Below are 18,252 nucleotides of genomic sequence, written 5' to 3' on the forward strand. Positions count from 1 at the left end.
AAAAGGGGTGCGGCCTTCAGTCGCCGCAGGCCGCAATGCTATCGGGATGATAGCCATGCAGGCTTGCGGCGCGCTGTCGGCTGAAGGCGCAATCTGTGCAATGCAAAAGGGCTGCAGCCCCGGGGAGATGCAGCCCTTTGGGCTGGTGCAATGCCCGGTATGCCGCCTGGCACGTCGGGTATTCAGTGCAGGTCAGCGACCGTAGCCGCCGCGCGAGGAGCCGCCACGGCCACCGCCGCCGAAGCCACCACCGCCGCCGCCGCCACCGCGGTTGAAGCCACCGCCGCCGCGGCGGCCGCGTTCGGCCATGGTGTCCACGCTGGTGCGCATCGGGTCGGGTTGGCCGCCACCGGCGCCGCCGCGCGGTCCGCTGCTGCGTGCATGGCCGAGCTGCGTGCCCAGGTGGGCGTCAGCGCGCGGGGGCTGGTCGTCGAAGCGACGGCCACCGCCGCCTTCGCCGTCAGGACGCGGGCCGCGACGGGGGGCGTTCTGGGGACCTGCCTTGGGGCGGTGAGCAGCGCCGGAGCCGTTGCCCGGACCGTCGAAGCGGTCGCGGCGCGGCTTGTTGTTGGCGCCTGCGCCGGCGTGGTTGCGGCCACGGCCCTGGCCGCCTGCGCTGCCTTCGGAGCGGCCTTCGTCCGAGCCTGCCTTGGGTGCTGCCTGGCCACGGCCGCCTGCACGACCGCCGCGGTCGGGCTGGGCAGCCTTGTTGGTGCGGATGCGGTCCATCATTTCCTGGCGCGCAGCCTTGGCGGCGGCCTGCATGACGTCACGGCTGGGCGGCTTGCCCGCGCCGCCCCAGATGGTCTGGCGGCCCATGGCGATGGGTTCGGCCACTTCGCCTTCTTCCGGGCCGAAGCCTTCGAGCACCTGCACGGGGATTTCCTGCTTGGTGAAGCGCTCGATGTCCATCATGAAGCCTTCTTCGTCCATGCACACGAGGCTGACGGCATGGCCTTCGCGCCCGGCACGGCCCGTGCGGCCGATGCGGTGCACGTAGTCTTCGGAGACGTTGGGGATTTCGTAGTTCACGACGTGCGGCAGCTCATCGATGTCGATGCCGCGTGCAGCGATGTCGGTGGCCACCAGTGCGCGCAGCTCGCCGGTCTTGAAGCCGGCCAGTGCCTGGGTGCGTGCGCTCTGGCTCTTGTTGCCGTGCAGCGCCATGGCGCTGATGTTGTTCTTGGTCAGGAATTCGGCAACGTTGTTGGCGCCGAACTTGGTGCGCGTGAACACCAGAACCTGGCTCCAGTTGTTCTCGTTGATGATGTGCAGCAGCACCTGCTTTTTCTTGCCGCGGCCCACGGGGTGGATCACCTGGGTGATGCGCTGCACGGTGGTGTTGCTGGGCGTGACCTGGATGGACTGCGGGTTGCGCAGCAGGCCGTTGGCCAGGTCGCGGATCTCGTCGCTGAAGGTGGCCGAGAACAGCAGGCTTTGCTTTTCCTTGGGCACCAGGGCCAGCACCTTCTTGACGTCGTGGATGAAGCCCATGTCCAGCATGCGGTCGGCTTCGTCGAGCACCAGGACTTCGACGGTGGACAGGTCCATGAAGCCTTGCTGCTGCAGATCCAGCAGGCGGCCCGGCGTGGCGACCAGGATGTCCACGCCCTTCTTGATGCGGTCGATCTGGGGCTTCATGCCCACGCCGCCGAAGATGACGGTGGAGTTGATGTCCAGGTACTTCGCGTAGCTGCGCACCGATTCCTCGACCTGCGCTGCGAGTTCACGCGTGGGCGTCAGCACCAGGGCGCGGATGCCCTTGCCGCCGAACTTGTTGCGCGGCACCTGGCCTTGCGAGAGGCGGTGCAGCATGGGCAGGGTGAAGGCCGCGGTCTTGCCGGTGCCGGTCTGGGCGCCTGCCAGCAGGTCGTGGCCGGCGAGCACCGCCGGAATGGCCTGTGCCTGGATGGGAGTCGGGTTCTCGTAACCCTCCTCAAGCACGGCCTTCAGAATGGCGGGAGCCAGATTCAGTTCTTCAAATGTCATGTGATCAAAGATGCGCCCGTCCGGGGCGCTGGGTATCAGCCTGCCGAGGCAACCAGGGCGGTTGCCGGACCAGTCGTAGGCGGATGAGGTTCAATGTCGGGAGCCTGGAAAACAGCGTCCATCGTCCCCAGCTGGAATGCTGATGTCACGGGCAACTGGAACCCGCAACGCAGGGTATTGTCGCATGCGCCGATAATCACGGCTGGCGTGCAACCGATTTGTTGCCCGGTTTTTGCAGAAATCAACGATTCAAGTACTCGGACCAGAATGGCTCAATACGTTTTTTCGATGAACCACCTCACCAAGACCGTGCCGCCCAAGCGGCAGATCTTGAAGGATATCTCTCTCAGCTTTTTCCCGGGCGCCAAGATCGGCGTGCTGGGTCTGAACGGCTCTGGCAAGTCCTCGCTGCTCAAGATCATGGCCGGGGTGGACAAGGAATTCGAAGGCGAGGCGCTGCCCATGCAGGGCCTGTCCATCGGCTATCTGCCGCAGGAGCCTCAGCTCAATCCAGAGCACACGGTGCGCCAGGCCGTGGAAGAGGCCATGGCCGAAGTCAACGCGGCCCGCGCGCGCCTCGATGAAATCTACGCCGCCTACGCCGAGCCCGACGCCGACTTCGACGCGCTGGCTGCCGAGCAAGGCGAGCTGGAAGCCAAGATCGCCGCTGCCGGCACCGACTCCGAGCACCAGCTGGAGATCGCCGCCGACGCCCTGCGCCTGCCGGCCTGGGACGCCGTGATCGGCAAGCTGTCCGGCGGCGAGAAGCGCCGCGTGGCGCTGTGCAAGCTGCTGCTGTCCAAGCCCGACATGCTGCTGCTGGACGAGCCCACCAACCACTTGGACGCCGAGTCCGTGGAATGGCTGGAGCAGTTCCTGCACCGCTTCACCGGCACCGTGGTGGCCATCACCCACGATCGCTACTTCCTGGACAACGCTGCCGAGTGGATCCTGGAACTGGACCGTGGCCACGGCATTCCCTACAAGGGCAACTACTCCGAGTGGCTGATCCAGAAGCAAAACCGCCTGGAGTCCGAGCAAAAGGGCGAGGAAGCCCGTGCCAAGGCCCTGAAGAAGGAACTGGAGTGGGTTCGCCAGAACGCCAAGGGCCGCCAGGCCAAGTCCAAGGCCCGTATCGCGCGCTTCGAGGAACTGAGCGATTTCGAATACCAAAAGCGCAATGAAACCCAGGAAATCTTCATTCCTGTGGCCGAGCGCCTGGGCACCCAGGTCATCGAGTTCAACAACGTCACCAAGAGCTTTGGCGACCGCGTGCTCATCGACAACCTGACCATGAACATCCCCGCTGGCGCCATCGTCGGCATCATCGGCCCCAACGGCGCCGGCAAGTCCACGCTGTTCAAGCTGATCGCGGGGCGCGAGCAGGCCGATTCCGGCGAAGTCATCGTGGGCCAGACGGTCAAGATGGCCTATGTGGAGCAGACGCGTGACGCGCTGGCCAACGACAAGACGGTGTGGGAAGACATCTCGGGCGGGCTGGACATCATCAACGTCGGCAAGTTCCAGATGGCCTCGCGCGCCTACGCAGGCCGCTTCAACTTCAACGGACAGGACCAGCAAAAGAAGGTCGGCAACCTCTCCGGCGGCGAGCGCGGCCGCCTGCACCTGGCCAAGACGCTGATCCAGGGCGGCAACGTGCTGCTGCTGGACGAACCCTCCAACGACCTGGACGTGGAAACCCTGCGCGCGCTGGAAGATGCGCTGCTGGAGTACGCGGGCACGGTGCTGGTGATCTCCCACGATCGCTGGTTCCTCGACCGCATCGCCACGCACATCCTGGCCGCCGAAGGCGATTCGCAGTGGGTGTATTTCGACGGCAACTACCAGGAGTACGAAGCCGATAAGAAAAAGCGTCTGGGCGAAGAAGGCGCCAAGCCCAAGCGCATGCGCTACAAGGCACTGAAGTAAGCATCAAAGGCAAGCCTCAAAGCGCCTCCGGCACGGGCTGGAGCCTGTATTCTTCGGGCCATGAATCCTCCACCCGTTTCTGTTGCCGCGTTGCAGGCCTGCCTGGTGCAGGCTGTCCGCGGCTCGGAGGCGCTGATCCTGCGGCTGCTGCAGCGCACGGCTCATGCCATGGAGCAGGCCGAGCTGCCTGGCTCCGGCCTGCCGCGCCGCGCTGAAATCCCCGAGGCGCTGGAATTGCTGGCGCGCCACCGGGCCGCCATGCTCAAGGGCTATGGGCTGGCGCTGCTGGAATGCTTTGGCCAATCCGGTGGCGCTGCCGCCTGGCCGCCGGTGCCGGGCATCTCCGGGGCGTCCGGTGTGCCCGGCACCACTGATTTCGCCTCCCTCTCCCTGCTGGATGACTCCGTGCTGCAGTCGCAGCTGGCCCACCAGCGCCTGCTGCAGCATGTGGCGCCGCAGGTGGAGATTGCACTGGCCGAGCTCGATGCCCTGGTCAGCGCCATCCAGGGCCTGGACCGTGTCCAGCCCGAACGCAACCCGCTCAGGCCCCACAACTATGTGCAGGCGCTGCAGCGCGTGATCGACGACACCGGGGTCGAGCCCGAATGCGCCGCCTGCTGGCTGGGCTTCATGCGCGAGCATCTGGGCGCATTGCTGGTATCCGAGTACGGCCATGTGGCCCAGTCCCTGCGCGACCAGGGCGTGCAGCCTGCCGCCTATGGCGTGGCACCGCCGCCCGAGCCGGGCCGGCGCCAGACCGACATGCCGGGGCCGAACCGCTGGCGTGCGCCTTCACACTATGGCGATGCCGTGGCACAGAGCCGCGCCTACGGCGCCTTCGGCCAGCAGGCGCAGGAAGATGAGCTGACGCGGCGCCTGGTGGCCGCCCTGCTGTCCGACCCCCGCTGGATGGATTCACACCGCGAGGCGCCCGCTGCGGCGCCTTCTTCCATGCTGGCGCTGGCCCAACCATCCGCCTATTCCGTGCCCGGGCAGTTTGCGCCGGCCATGGACGGCGCAAGCCGGCTGCAGACCACCGCCTGGCAGGGCAGCGAGACGGCACCCACCGTGCTGGCGGCGCTGCCCGAAGGCTGGACCTCGCTGAGCTGCATGGCGCTGGAGTCCGTGCAGCACCACTCGGCCCAGCTGGAGCAGCTGATGCAGGCCCTGCAGCCGCAGGAGCCGCAGGAGCCTCCCCCGGGCGCGCGCGCCGACGACGGCGCGGCGCTGCATACGCTGCAGCGCATGATGCGCTTCATGGCCGCCGACACGCGCCTGCTGCCTTCCGTGCAGCGCACGGTGGGCCGGCTGGAGCCGCTGCTGCAGCAGCTGGTGGTCCAGGACACGCGCTTTTTCGAGGACCGCAATCACCCTGCGCGCCAGCTGCTCGACGAGCTGACGGCGCGCAGCCTGTGGTTCGACAGTGAATCCGCACCGGGCTATGGCCAGTTCCTGCAGGTGGCCGATTCCGCTGCCATGCGGCTGGCGGCCCTGCAGCGCGCCGATGCATCGGCCTTTGCCACGGTGCTGCAGCAGCTGCGTGACGGTTGGGGCGGCAGCGGCATGCAGCCCGTGGGCCCGAGCGAAGCGCCTGAAGATGGCACGGTGACCGGCCCCGTCTCGGCCGCGCTCCGGCGCGTGGAAGGGCGGCGTGCGGACCCGCGCTGGCCGGAAACCGCCATGCCCCGGGCCGAGCAGATCGCAGCCGCCATCCGGCGCCTGCCCAGTGCCCAGGGCGTACCCGATGACATCCTGGAATTCGCCACGGGGCCGTGGGCCCAGGTGATTGCCAGCGTCCAGGAGCCTGTGGACGGCAGCGAGGCCCGCGACCCCGGCGGCTACCTCGCCCTGGTGCCCAGCCTGCTGTGGAGCGTGTCCGCACACGCCGGCCGCGATACCGACCGGCTGGTGGCGCTGGCGCCGCGCCTGCAGGCCCGGCTGCGCGCCGGCCTGCGCAGCGTGGGGCGCACGGAGGAGGAGATCCAGGCCTTTGCCGCGCGCTTGGCCGGCCTGCACCAGGATGCGCTGGATGCCGGTGTGGTCCGCCAGCCCATAGAGAGCGTGGATATTTATCTGGACTCCGTGCCGCCCACCGTCTATGGGTCGGACTCGGTGCTGGCGTCCCTGCCTTCCCGGTTCGATGCTGCCGGGCCCGGCCAGGCCAGGCCCGGCTCCTCGGCAGCGCGCCTGCCACAGTCGTTGTTCGGCGTGGCGGCCTCCATGCCGGTGCCGCTGGATGTGCCGCAGCCCATGGCGAGCGATATGGCGCACGAGATGGCCACCCTGACCGAGCAGGACCTGGAGCTGCCCGAGGCGCTGCAGGACGAGCTGCCTGCCCCCCCGGCCGTTGCGGCGTCGCCGACCAGGATGCCTGGCGAGCCTGCCGGGCCCCAGGTGACGCCGCATGCGACATCCGTGGCACCTGCACCTGCACCTGAACCTGTGGCGCCCGTGGTCTCCGAGGACTGGGCGCTGGGCACCTGGGTGGAGCTGTCCAATGCCCGGCAGCGCATCCGCACCCAGCTGACCTGGGTCAGCCCGCAGCAGACGCTGTTCCTGTTCACGGCCACGGATGGCAGCACCCAGTCCATGACGCGCCGCATGCGCGACAAGCTGCTGGCGCAAGGGCAGCTGCGGCGCGTGGACTGAGGCGCCTGCCGGACATGCGCCGGCGCCGATGGGGACGAATCGTGCCCAATTCGGGCGTTGCGGAGGTTGAGGCTTGAGGCGCGTCAAAAAGACAATGTCCTGCATCGATGCGCCCCGGATCACGGGGCGCATTACCACCGAATAGACCCCACCAGCAGGAGACAGGAACCATGGCGCGTTTGAGGATAGGCATCGTCGGAGCAGGCATTGGCGGATTGGCGGCAGCCAATGCGCTGCACCAGGCAGGGCATGAAGTATTGGTGTTCGAGCAAAGCCGGCAGTTCCTGCGCGTGGGCGCGGACATCAACCTCACGCCCAATGCCGTGCGCGCCCTCGATGGCCTGGGCGCCGACATCGCCGCCGCCGTGCGTGCCAGCGCCGCACGGCCCACGCACCGCATCAGCCGCAACTGGGACACGGGCGAGGAAACCTCACGCCTGACCATGGGTGACGAGGCCGAGCGCAAATACGGCGCGCCCCAGCTCACCATCCACCGCGCGGACCTGCTGGCGGCCCTGGCCGATGCCTTTCCGCTGGACCAGGTGCAGTTGGGCAAGCGCGCCAGCCAGATCACGCAGACGGGGCAAGGCGTGGACATCGCCTTCACCGATGGCAGCGAAGTGGCCGGGCTGGACGCACTCATTGGCGCGGACGGCATCCACTCCGTGGTGCGTGCGGCCCTGTTCGGCGCCGAAAGCCCGCGCTTCACGGGCGTGGTGGCCTTCCGCGCGGTGGTGCCTACCGAGCGCGTGCGCCATGTGCCCGACATCCAGGCCTTCACCAAATGGTGGGGCGCCACGCCGCAAAGCCAGATCGTGACCTTTCCGCTGAACCAGGGGCGCGATACCTTCATCTTTGCCACCACGGCCCAGGAATCGTGGCACGAGGAATCCTGGACCACGCCGGGCAGCGTCGAGGAGTTGCGCGGCTTCTATGCCGATTTCCATCCCGACGCGCGTGCGCTGCTCGACGCCTGCGACACGGTGCTCAAGACCGCGCTGTACGAGCGCGATCCCCTGCCGGCCTGGTCGCAGGACCGCGTCACGCTGCTGGGCGATGCCTGCCACCCGATGATGCCCTTCATGGCCCAGGGTGCGGGCATGGCCATCGAGGATGCCGTGGTGCTGGCGCGCAACCTGGACGCTGCCCAGGGATCGCAGCAGGTGCCCGCTGCCCTGGCGCGCTACCAGGCCATGCGCATGCAGCGCACCAGCGAGATCCAGATCGGCTCGCGCGGCAACAACTGGCTGCGCGCCGGTGGCAATGCCGATGGCGTCTACGGCTACGACGCCTGGGCGGTGGCACTGCAGGCCTGAACCCGGTCAGGGCCGGCAGGCGGCCAGCTCCCTGGCACAGGGCAGCTCCAGCCCTTCGGCCGTGGTCAGCGACTGCGCGGCCAGCACGGCGCGCACCGTGGCCAGGGCCACGGCCTCGGCGGCCATGGCGGACAGGGTCAGCATGCCCAGCGATTGCTCGGCCAGGCCCGTGCCCAGGGCGAACAGGGTGTCGCCATCGCTCATGGTGTGCACGGGTCGTATGGCGCGTGCCAGGCCGTCATGGGCCACCACGGCCAGGCGCTGGGCCTGGGCCTTGGTGATGCGTGCATCGGTGGCAACCACGCCGATGGTGGTGTTGGTGCCTGCCAGCAGCGGCCGGGGCTCTTCGCCGCGCAGCAAGGCACGGCAGGTGTCGTGCAGCTGGCGGCCATCGGGGCTGCGCGCGCCGGCCAGCAGCACGCCGCTGTGGGGATCGACCACATCGCCCACGGCATTGCAGGCGATCAGCGCGCCCACGGTGACGCCGTGCACGGTGAGCGAGGCCGTGCCGATGCCGCCCTTCATGGCGCGATCCATGCCGAAGACCTTGCCCACGCAGGCGCCCATGCCGGCGCCCACATTGCCCTCGGCAGGCCGCGCGGCGCTGGCGGCCTGGCAGGCCGCATGGCCGGCATCGGCACCCGGGCGGATGCGGCTGTCGCCCACCGCCAGGTCGAACAGCACGGCGGCCGGCACGATGGGCACGCGGCCCACGCCCACATCCAGCCCTATGCCCTGCTCATCGAGCCAGCGCATGGCGCCGCTGGCCGCGTCCAGCCCCCATGCGCTGCCGCCCGAGAGCATGACGGCATGCACCTGCTGCACCAGGTTGGAGGGATGCAGCAGGTCGGTCTCGCGCGTGCCGGGGGCGGCGCCACGCACATCGCAGCCCCCCACGGCGCCGCCGCGCGCCAGCACGACGGTGCAGCCCGTGGGCCGGCGGGCATCGGTGTGGTGGCCTACCTCGATGCCCTGTACGCGGGTGATGGAGCCGGGGTCTGAGTCGGTGCTTGGCATGCGCTGCTCTGCTCTGTGATGGACAGGCCTTCACCTTAGCCGAAACGGCAGCCCTGCACCCGGTCTTCAGCGCAGCACTTCCAGCTGCGTGACCACGAAGGCGCCCTGGTCCTGCTCGGCGCGAAAGCGCACCTTGTCGCCCGCCTTGAGGGCGGGCTCGGGTGCTGCCACGCGCAGCTGGAAGACCATGGTCATGGGCGGCATGCCCAGGTTCTTGAGTTCGCCGTGGCGCAGCGTGACCTTGCTGGTGCGTGCATCCCAGCGCGTGACCTCGCCTTCGCTGAGGTCCTGGCTGGCGGCGGCGGGTGCGGTTTCGGCAGATTGCGCGCCATGCGCCGCATGGTCGTGGGCCGTGGCCTGGGCACAGGCCCAGGCCGGGATCAGCGCGGCGGCAAGGGCCAGGCGCACGGCAAGGGCGGTACGGGACGTACGGGAAACAAGGAGGACTGTGTTGTGCATGGTGTGCTCCGGGGTTCAGCGGTAGCTGGTGAAGGTGCGGGTGGAAACGTCGCTGTTCATGAGGTTCTTGGTGATGAGCAGCACCTCGTAGGGGTCCTTGCGGCCGCCGTACTCGGGGCCGTCCATGCCGGGGCTGCCCACGGGCATGCCGGGCACGGCAATGCCTACCGCCTTGGGCTTTTGCTTGAGCAGCTTGTGCACGTCGGCCGCAGGCACATGGCCTTCGAGCGCATAGCCTTCGACCAGGGCCGTGTGGCAGGAGCCCAGGCGCGCCGGAATGCCCAGCCTGGCGCGCACGGCGCTGTTGCCGGTGTCGTGCACGGTGACGGCAAAGCCGTTGCGCTCCATGTGCACCACCCAGTCCTGGCAGCAGCCGCAGTTGGGGTCCTTCCAGACCTCGACCGGGATGCGGGCCGTGGGTGCAGCCGCCCATAGCGAAGGGGCGGCGAATGCCGTGCAGGCCAGGGCCATGCGGCGCAGCGCACTGCGGCGCGGGTGGGCGGATGCCATGCGTTCATGTTTCATGGGGTGCTCCTGAAGGGGGGAAGAAGTGGCGCGCTCATTGCGTCACGGTGATGGTTCCGCGCATGCCGGCCTGGTAGTGGCCGGGGATGAGGCAGGCAAAGTCGAAGCTGCCTTCGCGGTTGAAATTCCAGACCAGGTCGCCGGATTGGCCGGGCGAGACATGGGCCATGTAGGGCTCGCCGTGCTCCATGGTGGGGAACTTGAGCATCATCTGCGCGTGCTCGTCCAGCGAGGCCGGCGTGCCCAGCACGATCTCGTGCATGACCTGGCCCTTGTTGGCCACGCGCAGGCGCACCGTCTCGCCGCGCTTGACGCTGATGCGCTCTGGCGTGAAGCGCATGTTGTCGCTCATGTCCAGGGTGATGGTGCGCCGGGCGGCCGAGGCATCGCCGGCGATGCCCCAGGGCTTTTGCTCCTTGACCGCGGCGGCCTTGGGAGCGTCATCGTGGGTTTCGCTGCCATGGGCGAAGACGGCAGCGGGGCCGGCAAGCAGTGCGGTGGCGAGGAGGAGGGCAAAGGTGTTCATGAGGGACTCCTTGGATGGCATCAGTGGTGCTCATGGCCCGCACCGGGCTTGCGCACGCTGGGCGCGCCGGGGGACTGGCCGGGCGTGGTCTGGCGCGGTGCGGAGGCCTCGGCCGCCGGCCCCTTCCATTCATAGGCCACGCGGCCCTTGGGGTGGTTGAACCAGCCCGGGTCGCCGTAGTCGTTGGCGCCCAGCTGCTCGCGCACCTTGAGGGTGGTGAACATGCCGCCCATCTCGAGGGGGCCGAAGGGGCCCGTGCCCGTCATCATCGGGAAGGTGTTGTCGGGCAGCGGCATTTCCATGGCGGCCATGTCGCCCATGCCGCGCTCGCCCATGACCATGTAGTCGGGCACGATCTTCTGGATCTTGCCGACCAGGCCCCGGTGGTCCACGCCGATCATGGTCGGCGTGTCGTGGCCCATGGCGCCCATGGTGTGGTGGCTCTTGTGGCAGTGCAGGGCCCAGTCGCCCAGCTCGTCGGCGATGAACTCCACCTGCCGCATCTGGCCCACGGCCACGTCCGTGGTCACCTCGGGCCAGCGTGCGGACCGGGGCACGGGGCCGCCGTCCGTGCCCGTGACCTCGAATTCGTGGCCATGCACGTGGATGGGGTGGTTGGTCATGGTCAGGTTGCCCACGCGCAGGCGCACGCGGTCGCCGCGCCGGGCGACGACGGGGCTGATGGCGGGGAACACCCGGCTGTTGAAGGTCCAGATGTTGAAGTCCGTCATCTCGGCCACGCGTGGGGTCATGGAGCCGGGCTCCACGTCGTAGGCCGACAGCAGGAAGGCGTAGTCGCGCTGGACCTCGGCGATCTGCGGGTGCGCCGCCTTCGGGTGCGTGATCCACAGGCCCATCATTCCCATGGCCATCTGCACCATCTCGTCGGCATGCGGGTGGTACATGAAGGTGCCGGGACGGCGCGCCGTGAACTCGTAGACAAAGGTCTTGCCGGGCGGGATGTGCGGCTGGGTCAGGCCGCCCACGCCGTCCATGCCGTTGGGCAGGCGCTGGCCGTGCCAGTGCACGGTGGTGTGCTCGGGCAGGCGGTTGGTCACGAAGATGCGGACCTGGTCGCCTTCCACCACCTCGATGGTGGGGCCGGGGCTCTGGCCGTTGTAGCCCCACATGTTGACGAAGAAGCCCGGCGCCACCTCGCGCACCACGGGCTCGGCCACCAGGTGGAATTCCTTGACGCCTGCGTTCATGCGCCAGGGGGTGGTCCAGCCGTTGAGCGTGACCACGGGGCGGTAGGGGCGGCCGTTGGGCGGGGCCAGCGGGGCGGCGGTTTCGGCCGAGGACTGGGTCGCTGCCTCGGGCAGGGCGGCCAGGGCCACGCGGCTGACGGCGGCACTGGAGACGGCGGCCACGGCGGCGCCGGTGAAGAAATTGCGGCGGTTCATGTCAGTGGCTCGCTTCGTTGGTGGGGGTGGGCGCGGCAGCGCTGGCGGCAGCCTGGATGGCTCCCGGCGACGTGCCGGTCAGTGCCAGCTGCAGGTCGGTCTCTGCCAGCCAGAAGTCGCGCTGCGCATCGGTGGCGGTGGCCACGGCCTGGGCGCTGCTGCGGGCCTCGGCCAGCAATTGCCAGACGCTGACGAACATGCCGTTGTAGCGAAGCATGGTTTCGTCCTGGATGAAGCGGCGCAGCGGCAGCACCTCGGCCTGCTGCTGGTGGGCCAGGTCCCAGGCCGTGCGGTAGCGCATCCAGCTGCTGCGCGCCTCGGCGCGAGCCTGGATGGCGCCTTGCTGCAGCTGGGCCGCGCTGCGCTGCAGCTCGGCGCGCGCGCGGCCGCTGGCGGCGCCGCCCCAGTCGAACAGCGGCAGGGGCAGGTCGATCTCCCAGCCGCGTGTTACATCACTGTGGCCAGTGGCCCGGTCCGTGGCGGTGTTGCGGCTGTAGCCCAGGCCGATGTCGCCGAAGATGGCGCCGGCGCGCGCCCAGCCCCGGCGCTCGCCCAGATGGTCCAGGTCGCGGCGCAGGGCGCGCAGGTCCAGGCGCTCGCGCAGCGCGGTGGCCTCGGCATCGTCCCCGGCGCGCAACTGCGTGGCGGCCTGCGGGATGGCGGGCAACTGGTCGGGCAGCTTGAAATCGATGCGCCCTCCCCACAGGCCCATCAGGCGGGCCAGTTGCTCATGCTCGGCCGTGGCGGCCAGGCGCGCACGCGCCAGCTGGGCTGCGGTGTCCTGCTGGATGCTGAGCTCGCGCGCCTGCTGCAGCCGGCTGAAGTTGCCCACGCGGGCCATGCGCCGCGCCAGCTCGGCCCCGGCCTCGGCCGCCTCGTGCATGCGCTCGCTGGCCGCCAGCTGCTGGCGCGCGGCCACGGCGCGCAGCCATGCGCGGCGCGTGTCGGCGGCCAGCCGCAGCACGTCCTGCGCGGCGGTCAGCGTGGCCTGTTCCATCTGCATGCCCTGCCAGCGGCTGCGCCAGGGCAGGGTGATCAGGCTGACCAGGCCGAAGCTCAGCTGGCGTTCGATCTCGCGCTCGTCGCTGTTGACCATGCGGCCCAGGGTCAGCGTGGGGTTGGGCAGCGTCAGGGCCTGCACGCGGTCTGCATCCTGCACGCCCAGTTGCGCCAGGCGCGCCTGCAGGCCGGGGTTGTTGAGCAGTGCGATGCGCACGGACTGGTCCATGTCCAGCGGCTGGCGCAGCCACTCGTCGATGCGCTGCTGCGCCGCGTCGCGGGCCTGCAGATCGGTTGGCGGCAGCTGGGCGCCGTCCGGCAGGCGGCTGGCGGTATGGGACTGGACCGCGCCGCGCAGGCCGTCGGGCGAGATGCTGGCGCAGCCGGCCAGGGCCAGCACGGCAGCCATGGCGCCGACCAGCCGGGTGGGGGCGAAGACGGTGCGCTTCATGGCCGGCCTCCGTGCTGCATGTGAGAGCCGTGCGGGGACGGCGCAGGCGTGGATCGGCCGCCCTGGGCGGCTTCCCAGCGCAGGATGTCCATATGGCCGTTGGGAAACTCGGCCACGGCCGCATTAGCCTGGCGCCAGTCGGTCAGCTCGGTTTCCACGGCGCCACTGGCCGGCAGCGCGGCATGGCGCAGCGGCAGGCTGGCCGCAGCCGGATCGATGGCGCCGGTCAGGCCTGCGGAGGAGGAGGCCGGGGGGAGGCTGCCGTCATGGACCTGGGCCCAGGCAGCGGGGCTGGAGACGGCAAGGGCCGCCAGCCCGAATTGGATAAGGGGGACGAGAAAATGCGCTCGGCGCATGGTGTTCTCCTGAATGCGAAACGGACAACGCATCCGCGGCCAGACGCCCCGCCATGCCCGCAAGCGGGCTGCCCATGGAGGGGCGGCAGGGATGGCGCGGACGCACTTCGGGCGTCAGGCTTCAGGAAATGGGTGGCTTGATGGCCTGCAGCTTGGCCGCGCTGGCAAAGCGCGTGCTGCCTTGGGGGCGCAGTGCGGCGGACGGCGCAGCGCCGTCCGAACCGATCTGGCCAGGGGTGAAAAGGGCCGAATGGCAGATGCCGCACAGGGTACAGCTGGGGCCGTGTTCATGCTCGCCGCAGCCGCCGCCCGCAGGGCTGCCGGCCTGGAGGGAGCAGTCTGCACTGTGCTCGGCGTGCGACGTATGCGAGGGGTGAGAGGGCTGCTCCGTGGCGTGTGCCGGATGCCGTTCATGGCTGTCCGGCGTCTGCGCTATCTCCGGCGCATGGTGGTGGAGTGCGGAGTCCGACGCCAATGCGACGGCCGGAGCCGGGACGCCCATCACCGGAGCCGCCCCCATGGCCATGGCATCGCCCAGCAGGCCACGCAGGACCAGCAGCAAGACCAGGACAATGGACAAGGGGCGACGCATAGGCATGGATGATACCGGACGGTGCCACGAAGTTCCTCAGGTGCGGGCCCTCTGCCCGGGCGGGCGGCGCGTGGTGCGCAGTGCCTCGGCGATCAGCGCCGATATGGCGGGTGGCATGTCCATGGGCAGGGTGGCCGGCACCGTGGTGCGGCCGGTGTTGCCGCGCGGCAGCCGGTCCAGCAGATGGCCTGCGGGCACCAGGGCCAGGCGCAGCAGCTGGCCGGCGACCTCCCTGCCGTCGCGCAGCTGCAGCGCGTGGCGCAGCATCCAGCAGTGGGATCGCCAGTGCAGGCCCAGCAGCTGCTGGCCCAGCACATGGCTGGCCTCCAGCAGCAGCCAGCGCTGTGCGGGCGCCTGGTCCTGGCTTGAACGGAAGCTGTGCAGCAGGTGGGTGAAGGCGGCACGGCGCTGGGCGTCGGTCATGCCGCCTCCCTGTCGCTGCCCCAGCGGCGCAGCCGCAGGCCGTTGCCGACCACCAGCAGGCTCACGCCCATGTCGGCGAGCACAGCCAGCCACATGCTGGCGTTGCCGGCCAGGGCCAGCGCGAAGAACACCAGCTTGACGCCCAACGACAGGGCGATGTTCTGCCAGAGCACGGCGTGGGCGCTGCGTGACAGCTCCACCACCTCGGGCAGGCGGCGCAGGTCGTCGTTCATCAACACCACGTCGGCGGTTTCCATGGCCATGCCCGTGCTGTGCATGCCGCCCATGGCAAAGCCGATGTCGGCCTGGGCCAGGGCCGGCGCGTCGTTGATGCCGTCGCCCGTCATGGCCGTGGGGCCGCGTGTGCGTTGCAGCTCGGCCAGTGCGTCGAGCTTGTCCTGGGGCAGCAGGCCGCCGCGCGCATCCTGGATGCCGGCTTCGGCAGCGATGGAGCGCACGGTGGCCGTGTTGTCGCCGCTGAGCACCACGGGCTGCACGCCCAGGGCCTGCAGGCGCGCCACGGCTTCGCGGGCCTGGGGCCGCAGCGGGTCGGCCACGGCGAACAGGGCACGCACGCCGCTGCTGTCGGCCAGCAGGGTCACGGTGCGGCCCTGGGCTTCGTGCATGGCCAAGCCGGCGCGCAGCGCGGCGCTGTCCCAGCCTTGCTCCTGCACCCAGCGCAGGTTGGCCAGGGTCCAGAGCTGGCCGTCGATCTCGGCCTGCACGCCACGGCCGGGCAGGGCCAGCAGCTTGCTGACCGAGGCCCGCGCGGCATCGGCGGCCACGGCGGCATCAGCCTGGAGGCCGGAAGCAATGGCGCGCGAGACCGGGTGGTCCGAGCGGCCGGCCAGGGCCAGGGCGCGCGCGGCGGGCAGGGCGGGGCCAGGGGCGGTGTCCCGGGCTGCATCCTCTTCGCTCCAGGACTTCCATTCGACCAGCTTCGGGCTGCCCGTGGTCAGCGTGCCGGTCTTGTCCAGGGCAATGGCGCGCAGCTTGCGCGCCGATTCCAGCGCCTGGCCGCCCTTGATCAGCAGGCCGCGGCGTGCAGCCGCCGTCAGCGCGCTGACCACGGTGACGGGGGTGGACAGCACCAGGGCGCAGGGGCAGGAGATGACCAGCAGGGCCAGGGCCTGGTAGGCCGCGTCATGCCAGCTCCAGTCCATGACCAGCGGCGCCAGCACCGCCAGCGCAATGGCCAGCACCAGCACGATGGGCGTGTAGACGGCGGCAAAGCGATCGACAAAGCGCTGGGTGGGGGCCTTGGAGGACTGAGCCTGCTCCACGGCATGGACGATGCGCGCAATCAGGCTGTCATTGGCCGCCGAGGTGACGCGCATCTGCAGCTCGCCATCCTGGTTGATGCTGCCGGCGTAGAGCTCGTCGCCCGGGGCCTTGTCGGCCAGGGCGCTTTCTCCGGTGATGGGCGCCTGGTTGACCGAGCTTTGGCCTCGCAGGACCACGCCGTCCAGCGGCACGCGCGCGCCAGGGGCCACGCGCACGGTGGCGTCCAGCGCCACGTCGGCGGCGGCCACGCGCTGAACGCTGCCGTCGGGCTGGAGCACGTCGGCCGTCTCGGGCGCCATCTGCAGCAGGCTGCGGATGGCATTGCGCGCGCGGTCCATGGCCTGGTCCTCGATGCGCTCGGCCGCGGCGTACAGGGCCATGACCATGGCGGCCTCGGGCCACTGGCCGATGGCGAAGGCACCCGTGACGGCAATGGCCATCAGCGCATGGATGCCCAGCTTCAGGCGCAGCACGTCGCGGATGCCGGCCTTGTAGACGCCCAGGCCCGACAGGGCAATGGCCAGCACGGCCACGGCCATGCCGCCGTATTGCAGGGCCGGCACGCCGCCCTGGGAGCCGCTGAACCAGTGGGCGGCTTCGGCCAGCACGGCTGCAATCAGCGCGGCCGTGATGCGCGGCCAGCCGGGCAGCACGCTGTGGTCATGGCCGGCATGGGGATCGCTCTCGTCGTGACCGTGGTCGTGGTCATGGGCGTGATCGTGGCCCTCGCCGTGCGCATGCGAGTGGCCTTGGGCCTTCTTGCGGGCCGGCGTGGGCTGGGTGATGGTGAAGGGCGCGCAGCAATCGGTGCCGCAGGCGGAAGACGGCGAAGTCGAGGCGGGCGTGGAATGGGCTGGGAAGGCTTTCAGGGCCTCGTTGCCCTGAGGGCTTGGCAGGCGATTGGAGTTCATGCGAGCATTGGAAACGGTGAAGTCACTTCAAGGTCAAGCATGTCACAGCATGAATCTGCGCGCTGGCGCATCGGCGAGGCGGCCAAGCGTTCCGGCGTGGCCGCCGCCAACATCCGCTACTACGAGAAGGAAAGGCTGCTCAGTGCAGGCGCGCGCGAGGACAACCAGTACCGGCTGTACAGCGACAGCGATGTGCACCGGCTGCGCTTCATCCGCCTGTGCCGCGCCATGGACATGTCGCTGGACGAGGTGCGCACCCTGCTGGCGCTGGACGGCGCCAGCAAGGCCGACTGCGTGGCTGCCAACGAAACCCTTGATGCCCACCTGGGCCATGTGCGCGAGCGCCTGGCCGAGCTGCGCGCGCTGGAGCATGAGCTGATGCAGCTGCGCAGCCAGTGCGACGGGTCGGCCAGCTACTGCCATCTGATCGAGGCCCTGCATGCCCAGGCCGACGAGCCGCTGGCACCCGCCCTGGGCAGCTCCGGCGCCAAGCGCCATGTGTAGCGCCGTCCGCAGCTGCCTGTCTTGCGCCGGCGTCCGACGGACCGTCCCGGTACGGCTCGCTATCATCGCCCGATGAGCCTCAGCCACGCAGCCCTGTCCCTTCCCGACCGCATCTGGGCGGCGCTGCGCGACCATGCGCTGGCCTGGTGGCGCAGCGTCTACCTGGGCGTCGTGCTGCTGGTGCTGGCCATGTCCCCTTCCAGCTACCGGCGCGGCGCGCGGCGTGCCATGGCGCACCAGATCTATGTGCAGACCGGGCCCATCCTGCTGGGCTTCACGGCGCTGGCGGCGCTGTTGTGCGCGGTGATCACGCGCATCGTCATCGTCACGGCGCTGAGCTATGGGCTGTCGCGCTATGCGCTGGAGATGGTGGTGCGCGTGCTGGTGATCGAGCTGATCCCGCTGACGGCCGCGCTGTTCGTGGCCATGCGCTGCACCATTCCCAACGGCACGCTGATTGCGCAGCTGCGCGCGCGGGGCCAGCTCCAGGCCTGGCAGGAGCGCGGCTCCGATCCGCTGCGCATGGCCCTGGTGCCACGCGCGGCCGGTGGCGTGTTTGCCTCGGTCACGCTGGCCGTGCTCAGCTGCGTGGTGGCCCTGGTCACCGTCTACCTGAGCGTCTATGGCTTCACGCTGGCGGGCCTGCCCGGCTACACGCGCATCTTCGGCCAGATCTTCACGCCGGCCGTGACCCTGGTCTTCGTGCTCAAGACCTGGTTCTTCAGCCTCACCGTGGCCATCATGCCCATGGCCTCGGGCCTGTATGCGCCGCTGCGGCGCCATCGGCTCGGCGGCGCGGCGCTGGGCGGCTTTGCGCGCATGTTTGCCGTGCTGCTGGTGATCGAGGTGATCTCGCTCATGGGCAACTACTACTGAGCACGCCCGCTGAACTCCACGAACCCCACATGCACGGCAAGGC

The 18,252-nt window shown here is 69.6% G+C and carries 16 protein-coding genes; 5 read left to right on the forward strand and 11 right to left on the reverse strand.

The genetic code is table 11. The features are described 5' to 3' along the window. Positions 1–192: 192 nt before the first annotated feature. Positions 193–1,989 carry a DEAD/DEAH box helicase gene (locus ACF8ME_RS09120; protein WP_016452439.1) on the reverse strand — a complete coding sequence of 599 codons (1,797 nt, stop codon included), beginning with the start codon at positions 1,987–1,989 and terminating at the stop codon, positions 193–195. A 267-nt stretch (positions 1,990–2,256) separates the two neighbouring features. Here ACF8ME_RS09120 and ettA point away from each other — a divergent pair, with 267 nt between their 5' ends. The 3 genes from ettA to ACF8ME_RS09135 all read left to right on the forward strand — a co-directional run bounded on the left by ettA (position 2,257) and on the right by ACF8ME_RS09135 (position 7,883). After that, positions 2,257–3,918: an energy-dependent translational throttle protein EttA gene (ettA, locus tag ACF8ME_RS09125; RefSeq protein ID WP_016449924.1), complete on the forward strand. Its 1,662-nt coding sequence runs from the start codon at positions 2,257–2,259 to the stop codon at positions 3,916–3,918. A gap of 60 nt (positions 3,919–3,978) precedes the next feature. Continuing rightward, the gene (locus tag ACF8ME_RS09130) at positions 3,979–6,567 is read left to right on the forward strand and encodes a DUF1631 family protein (protein WP_392416106.1); all 2,589 of its coding nucleotides are present in this window, start codon (positions 3,979–3,981) and stop codon (positions 6,565–6,567) included. Between the two features lie 170 nt (positions 6,568–6,737). Further along, on the forward strand, positions 6,738–7,883 hold the full coding sequence (locus ACF8ME_RS09135; RefSeq protein ID WP_133074155.1) for an FAD-dependent monooxygenase: 1,146 nt from the start codon (positions 6,738–6,740) through the stop codon (positions 7,881–7,883). 6 nt (positions 7,884–7,889) lie between these two features. Here ACF8ME_RS09135 and ACF8ME_RS09140 read toward each other — a convergent pair whose 3' ends face one another. The 10 genes from ACF8ME_RS09140 to ACF8ME_RS09185 all read right to left on the reverse strand — a co-directional run bounded on the left by ACF8ME_RS09140 (position 7,890) and on the right by ACF8ME_RS09185 (position 16,829). Further along, positions 7,890–8,900, reverse strand: a complete 1,011-nt coding sequence (locus ACF8ME_RS09140) for a P1 family peptidase (protein ID WP_392416108.1) — start codon at positions 8,898–8,900, stop codon at positions 7,890–7,892. Positions 8,901–8,966: 66 nt separating this feature from the next. Continuing rightward, complete coding sequence (locus ACF8ME_RS09145; protein ID WP_016452437.1) at positions 8,967–9,359, reverse strand: copper-binding protein; 393 nt, start codon at positions 9,357–9,359, stop codon at positions 8,967–8,969. Positions 9,360–9,374: 15 nt separating this feature from the next. Next, positions 9,375–9,884 (reverse strand): DUF411 domain-containing protein, encoded by a 510-nt coding sequence (locus tag ACF8ME_RS09150; protein WP_252651668.1) that lies wholly within the window; start codon positions 9,882–9,884, stop codon positions 9,375–9,377. Between the two features lie 34 nt (positions 9,885–9,918). Further along, complete coding sequence (locus tag ACF8ME_RS09155) at positions 9,919–10,410, reverse strand: plastocyanin/azurin family copper-binding protein (protein ID WP_133074156.1); 492 nt, start codon at positions 10,408–10,410, stop codon at positions 9,919–9,921. A 20-nt stretch (positions 10,411–10,430) separates the two neighbouring features. Next, positions 10,431–11,813, reverse strand: coding sequence for a multicopper oxidase family protein (locus ACF8ME_RS09160; RefSeq protein WP_016452435.1), 1,383 nt, complete (start codon positions 11,811–11,813; stop codon positions 10,431–10,433). Position 11,814: 1 nt separating this feature from the next. Continuing rightward, complete coding sequence (locus ACF8ME_RS09165; RefSeq protein ID WP_392416110.1) at positions 11,815–13,263, reverse strand: TolC family protein; 1,449 nt, start codon at positions 13,261–13,263, stop codon at positions 11,815–11,817. Further along, positions 13,260–13,619, reverse strand: coding sequence for a hypothetical protein (locus ACF8ME_RS09170; RefSeq protein WP_392416112.1), 360 nt, complete (start codon positions 13,617–13,619; stop codon positions 13,260–13,262). The genes ACF8ME_RS09165 and ACF8ME_RS09170 overlap by 4 nt, the downstream gene beginning before the upstream one ends. Before the next feature lie 121 nt (positions 13,620–13,740). Beyond that, on the reverse strand, positions 13,741–14,199 hold the full coding sequence (locus tag ACF8ME_RS09175) for a hypothetical protein (protein ID WP_392416113.1): 459 nt from the start codon (positions 14,197–14,199) through the stop codon (positions 13,741–13,743). A gap of 48 nt (positions 14,200–14,247) precedes the next feature. Next, the gene (locus ACF8ME_RS09180) at positions 14,248–14,634 is read right to left on the reverse strand and encodes a DUF3703 domain-containing protein (protein WP_016449914.1); all 387 of its coding nucleotides are present in this window, start codon (positions 14,632–14,634) and stop codon (positions 14,248–14,250) included. Continuing rightward, a complete protein-coding gene (locus tag ACF8ME_RS09185) occupies positions 14,631–16,829 on the reverse strand; it encodes a heavy metal translocating P-type ATPase (protein WP_392416114.1) in 2,199 nt (732 codons plus the stop codon). Before ACF8ME_RS09185 ends, ACF8ME_RS09180 begins: the two co-directional genes overlap by 4 nt. A 39-nt stretch (positions 16,830–16,868) precedes the next feature. On the opposite strand from ACF8ME_RS09185, the gene ACF8ME_RS09190 reads away from it, so the two are divergent. Together ACF8ME_RS09190 and ACF8ME_RS09195 are read left to right on the forward strand one after the other, a co-directional pair. Further along, a complete protein-coding gene (locus ACF8ME_RS09190) occupies positions 16,869–17,333 on the forward strand; it encodes a Cd(II)/Pb(II)-responsive transcriptional regulator (RefSeq protein WP_160855091.1) in 465 nt (154 codons plus the stop codon). 72 nt (positions 17,334–17,405) lie between these two features. Beyond that, on the forward strand, positions 17,406–18,209 hold the full coding sequence (locus ACF8ME_RS09195) for an MlaE family ABC transporter permease (RefSeq protein ID WP_392416116.1): 804 nt from the start codon (positions 17,406–17,408) through the stop codon (positions 18,207–18,209). Positions 18,210–18,252: the final 43 nt, after the last annotated feature.

It is taken from the genome of Delftia sp. WSY_7 (assembly GCF_043104845.1).
GTDB lineage: Bacteria > Pseudomonadota > Gammaproteobacteria > Burkholderiales > Burkholderiaceae_C > Comamonas > Comamonas tsuruhatensis.

Excerpts from the sequence above, each read along its gene's own strand:
- ACF8ME_RS09155 (WP_133074156.1), bottom strand. The coding sequence starts at position 10,410 with ATGAACACCTTTGCCCTCCTCCTCGCCACCGCACTGCTTGCCGGCCCC.
- ACF8ME_RS09130 (WP_392416106.1), top strand. The coding sequence starts at position 3,979 with ATGAATCCTCCACCCGTTTCTGTTGCCGCGTTGCAGGCCTGCCTGGTG.
- ACF8ME_RS09160 (WP_016452435.1), bottom strand. The coding sequence starts at position 11,813 with ATGAACCGCCGCAATTTCTTCACCGGCGCCGCCGTGGCCGCCGTCTCC.
- ACF8ME_RS09135 (WP_133074155.1), top strand. The coding sequence starts at position 6,738 with ATGGCGCGTTTGAGGATAGGCATCGTCGGAGCAGGCATTGGCGGATTG.
- ettA (WP_016449924.1), top strand. The coding sequence starts at position 2,257 with ATGGCTCAATACGTTTTTTCGATGAACCACCTCACCAAGACCGTGCCG.
- ACF8ME_RS09170 (WP_392416112.1), bottom strand. The coding sequence starts at position 13,619 with ATGCGCCGAGCGCATTTTCTCGTCCCCCTTATCCAATTCGGGCTGGCG.
- ACF8ME_RS09190 (WP_160855091.1), top strand. The coding sequence starts at position 16,869 with ATGTCACAGCATGAATCTGCGCGCTGGCGCATCGGCGAGGCGGCCAAG.
- ACF8ME_RS09120 (WP_016452439.1), bottom strand. The coding sequence starts at position 1,989 with ATGACATTTGAAGAACTGAATCTGGCTCCCGCCATTCTGAAGGCCGTG.
- ACF8ME_RS09195 (WP_392416116.1), top strand. The coding sequence starts at position 17,406 with ATGAGCCTCAGCCACGCAGCCCTGTCCCTTCCCGACCGCATCTGGGCG.
- ACF8ME_RS09150 (WP_252651668.1), bottom strand. The coding sequence starts at position 9,884 with ATGAAACATGAACGCATGGCATCCGCCCACCCGCGCCGCAGTGCGCTG.
- ACF8ME_RS09185 (WP_392416114.1), bottom strand. The coding sequence starts at position 16,829 with ATGAACTCCAATCGCCTGCCAAGCCCTCAGGGCAACGAGGCCCTGAAA.
- ACF8ME_RS09145 (WP_016452437.1), bottom strand. The coding sequence starts at position 9,359 with ATGCACAACACAGTCCTCCTTGTTTCCCGTACGTCCCGTACCGCCCTT.
- ACF8ME_RS09140 (WP_392416108.1), bottom strand. The coding sequence starts at position 8,900 with ATGCCAAGCACCGACTCAGACCCCGGCTCCATCACCCGCGTACAGGGC.
- ACF8ME_RS09180 (WP_016449914.1), bottom strand. The coding sequence starts at position 14,634 with ATGACCGACGCCCAGCGCCGTGCCGCCTTCACCCACCTGCTGCACAGC.
- ACF8ME_RS09165 (WP_392416110.1), bottom strand. The coding sequence starts at position 13,263 with ATGAAGCGCACCGTCTTCGCCCCCACCCGGCTGGTCGGCGCCATGGCT.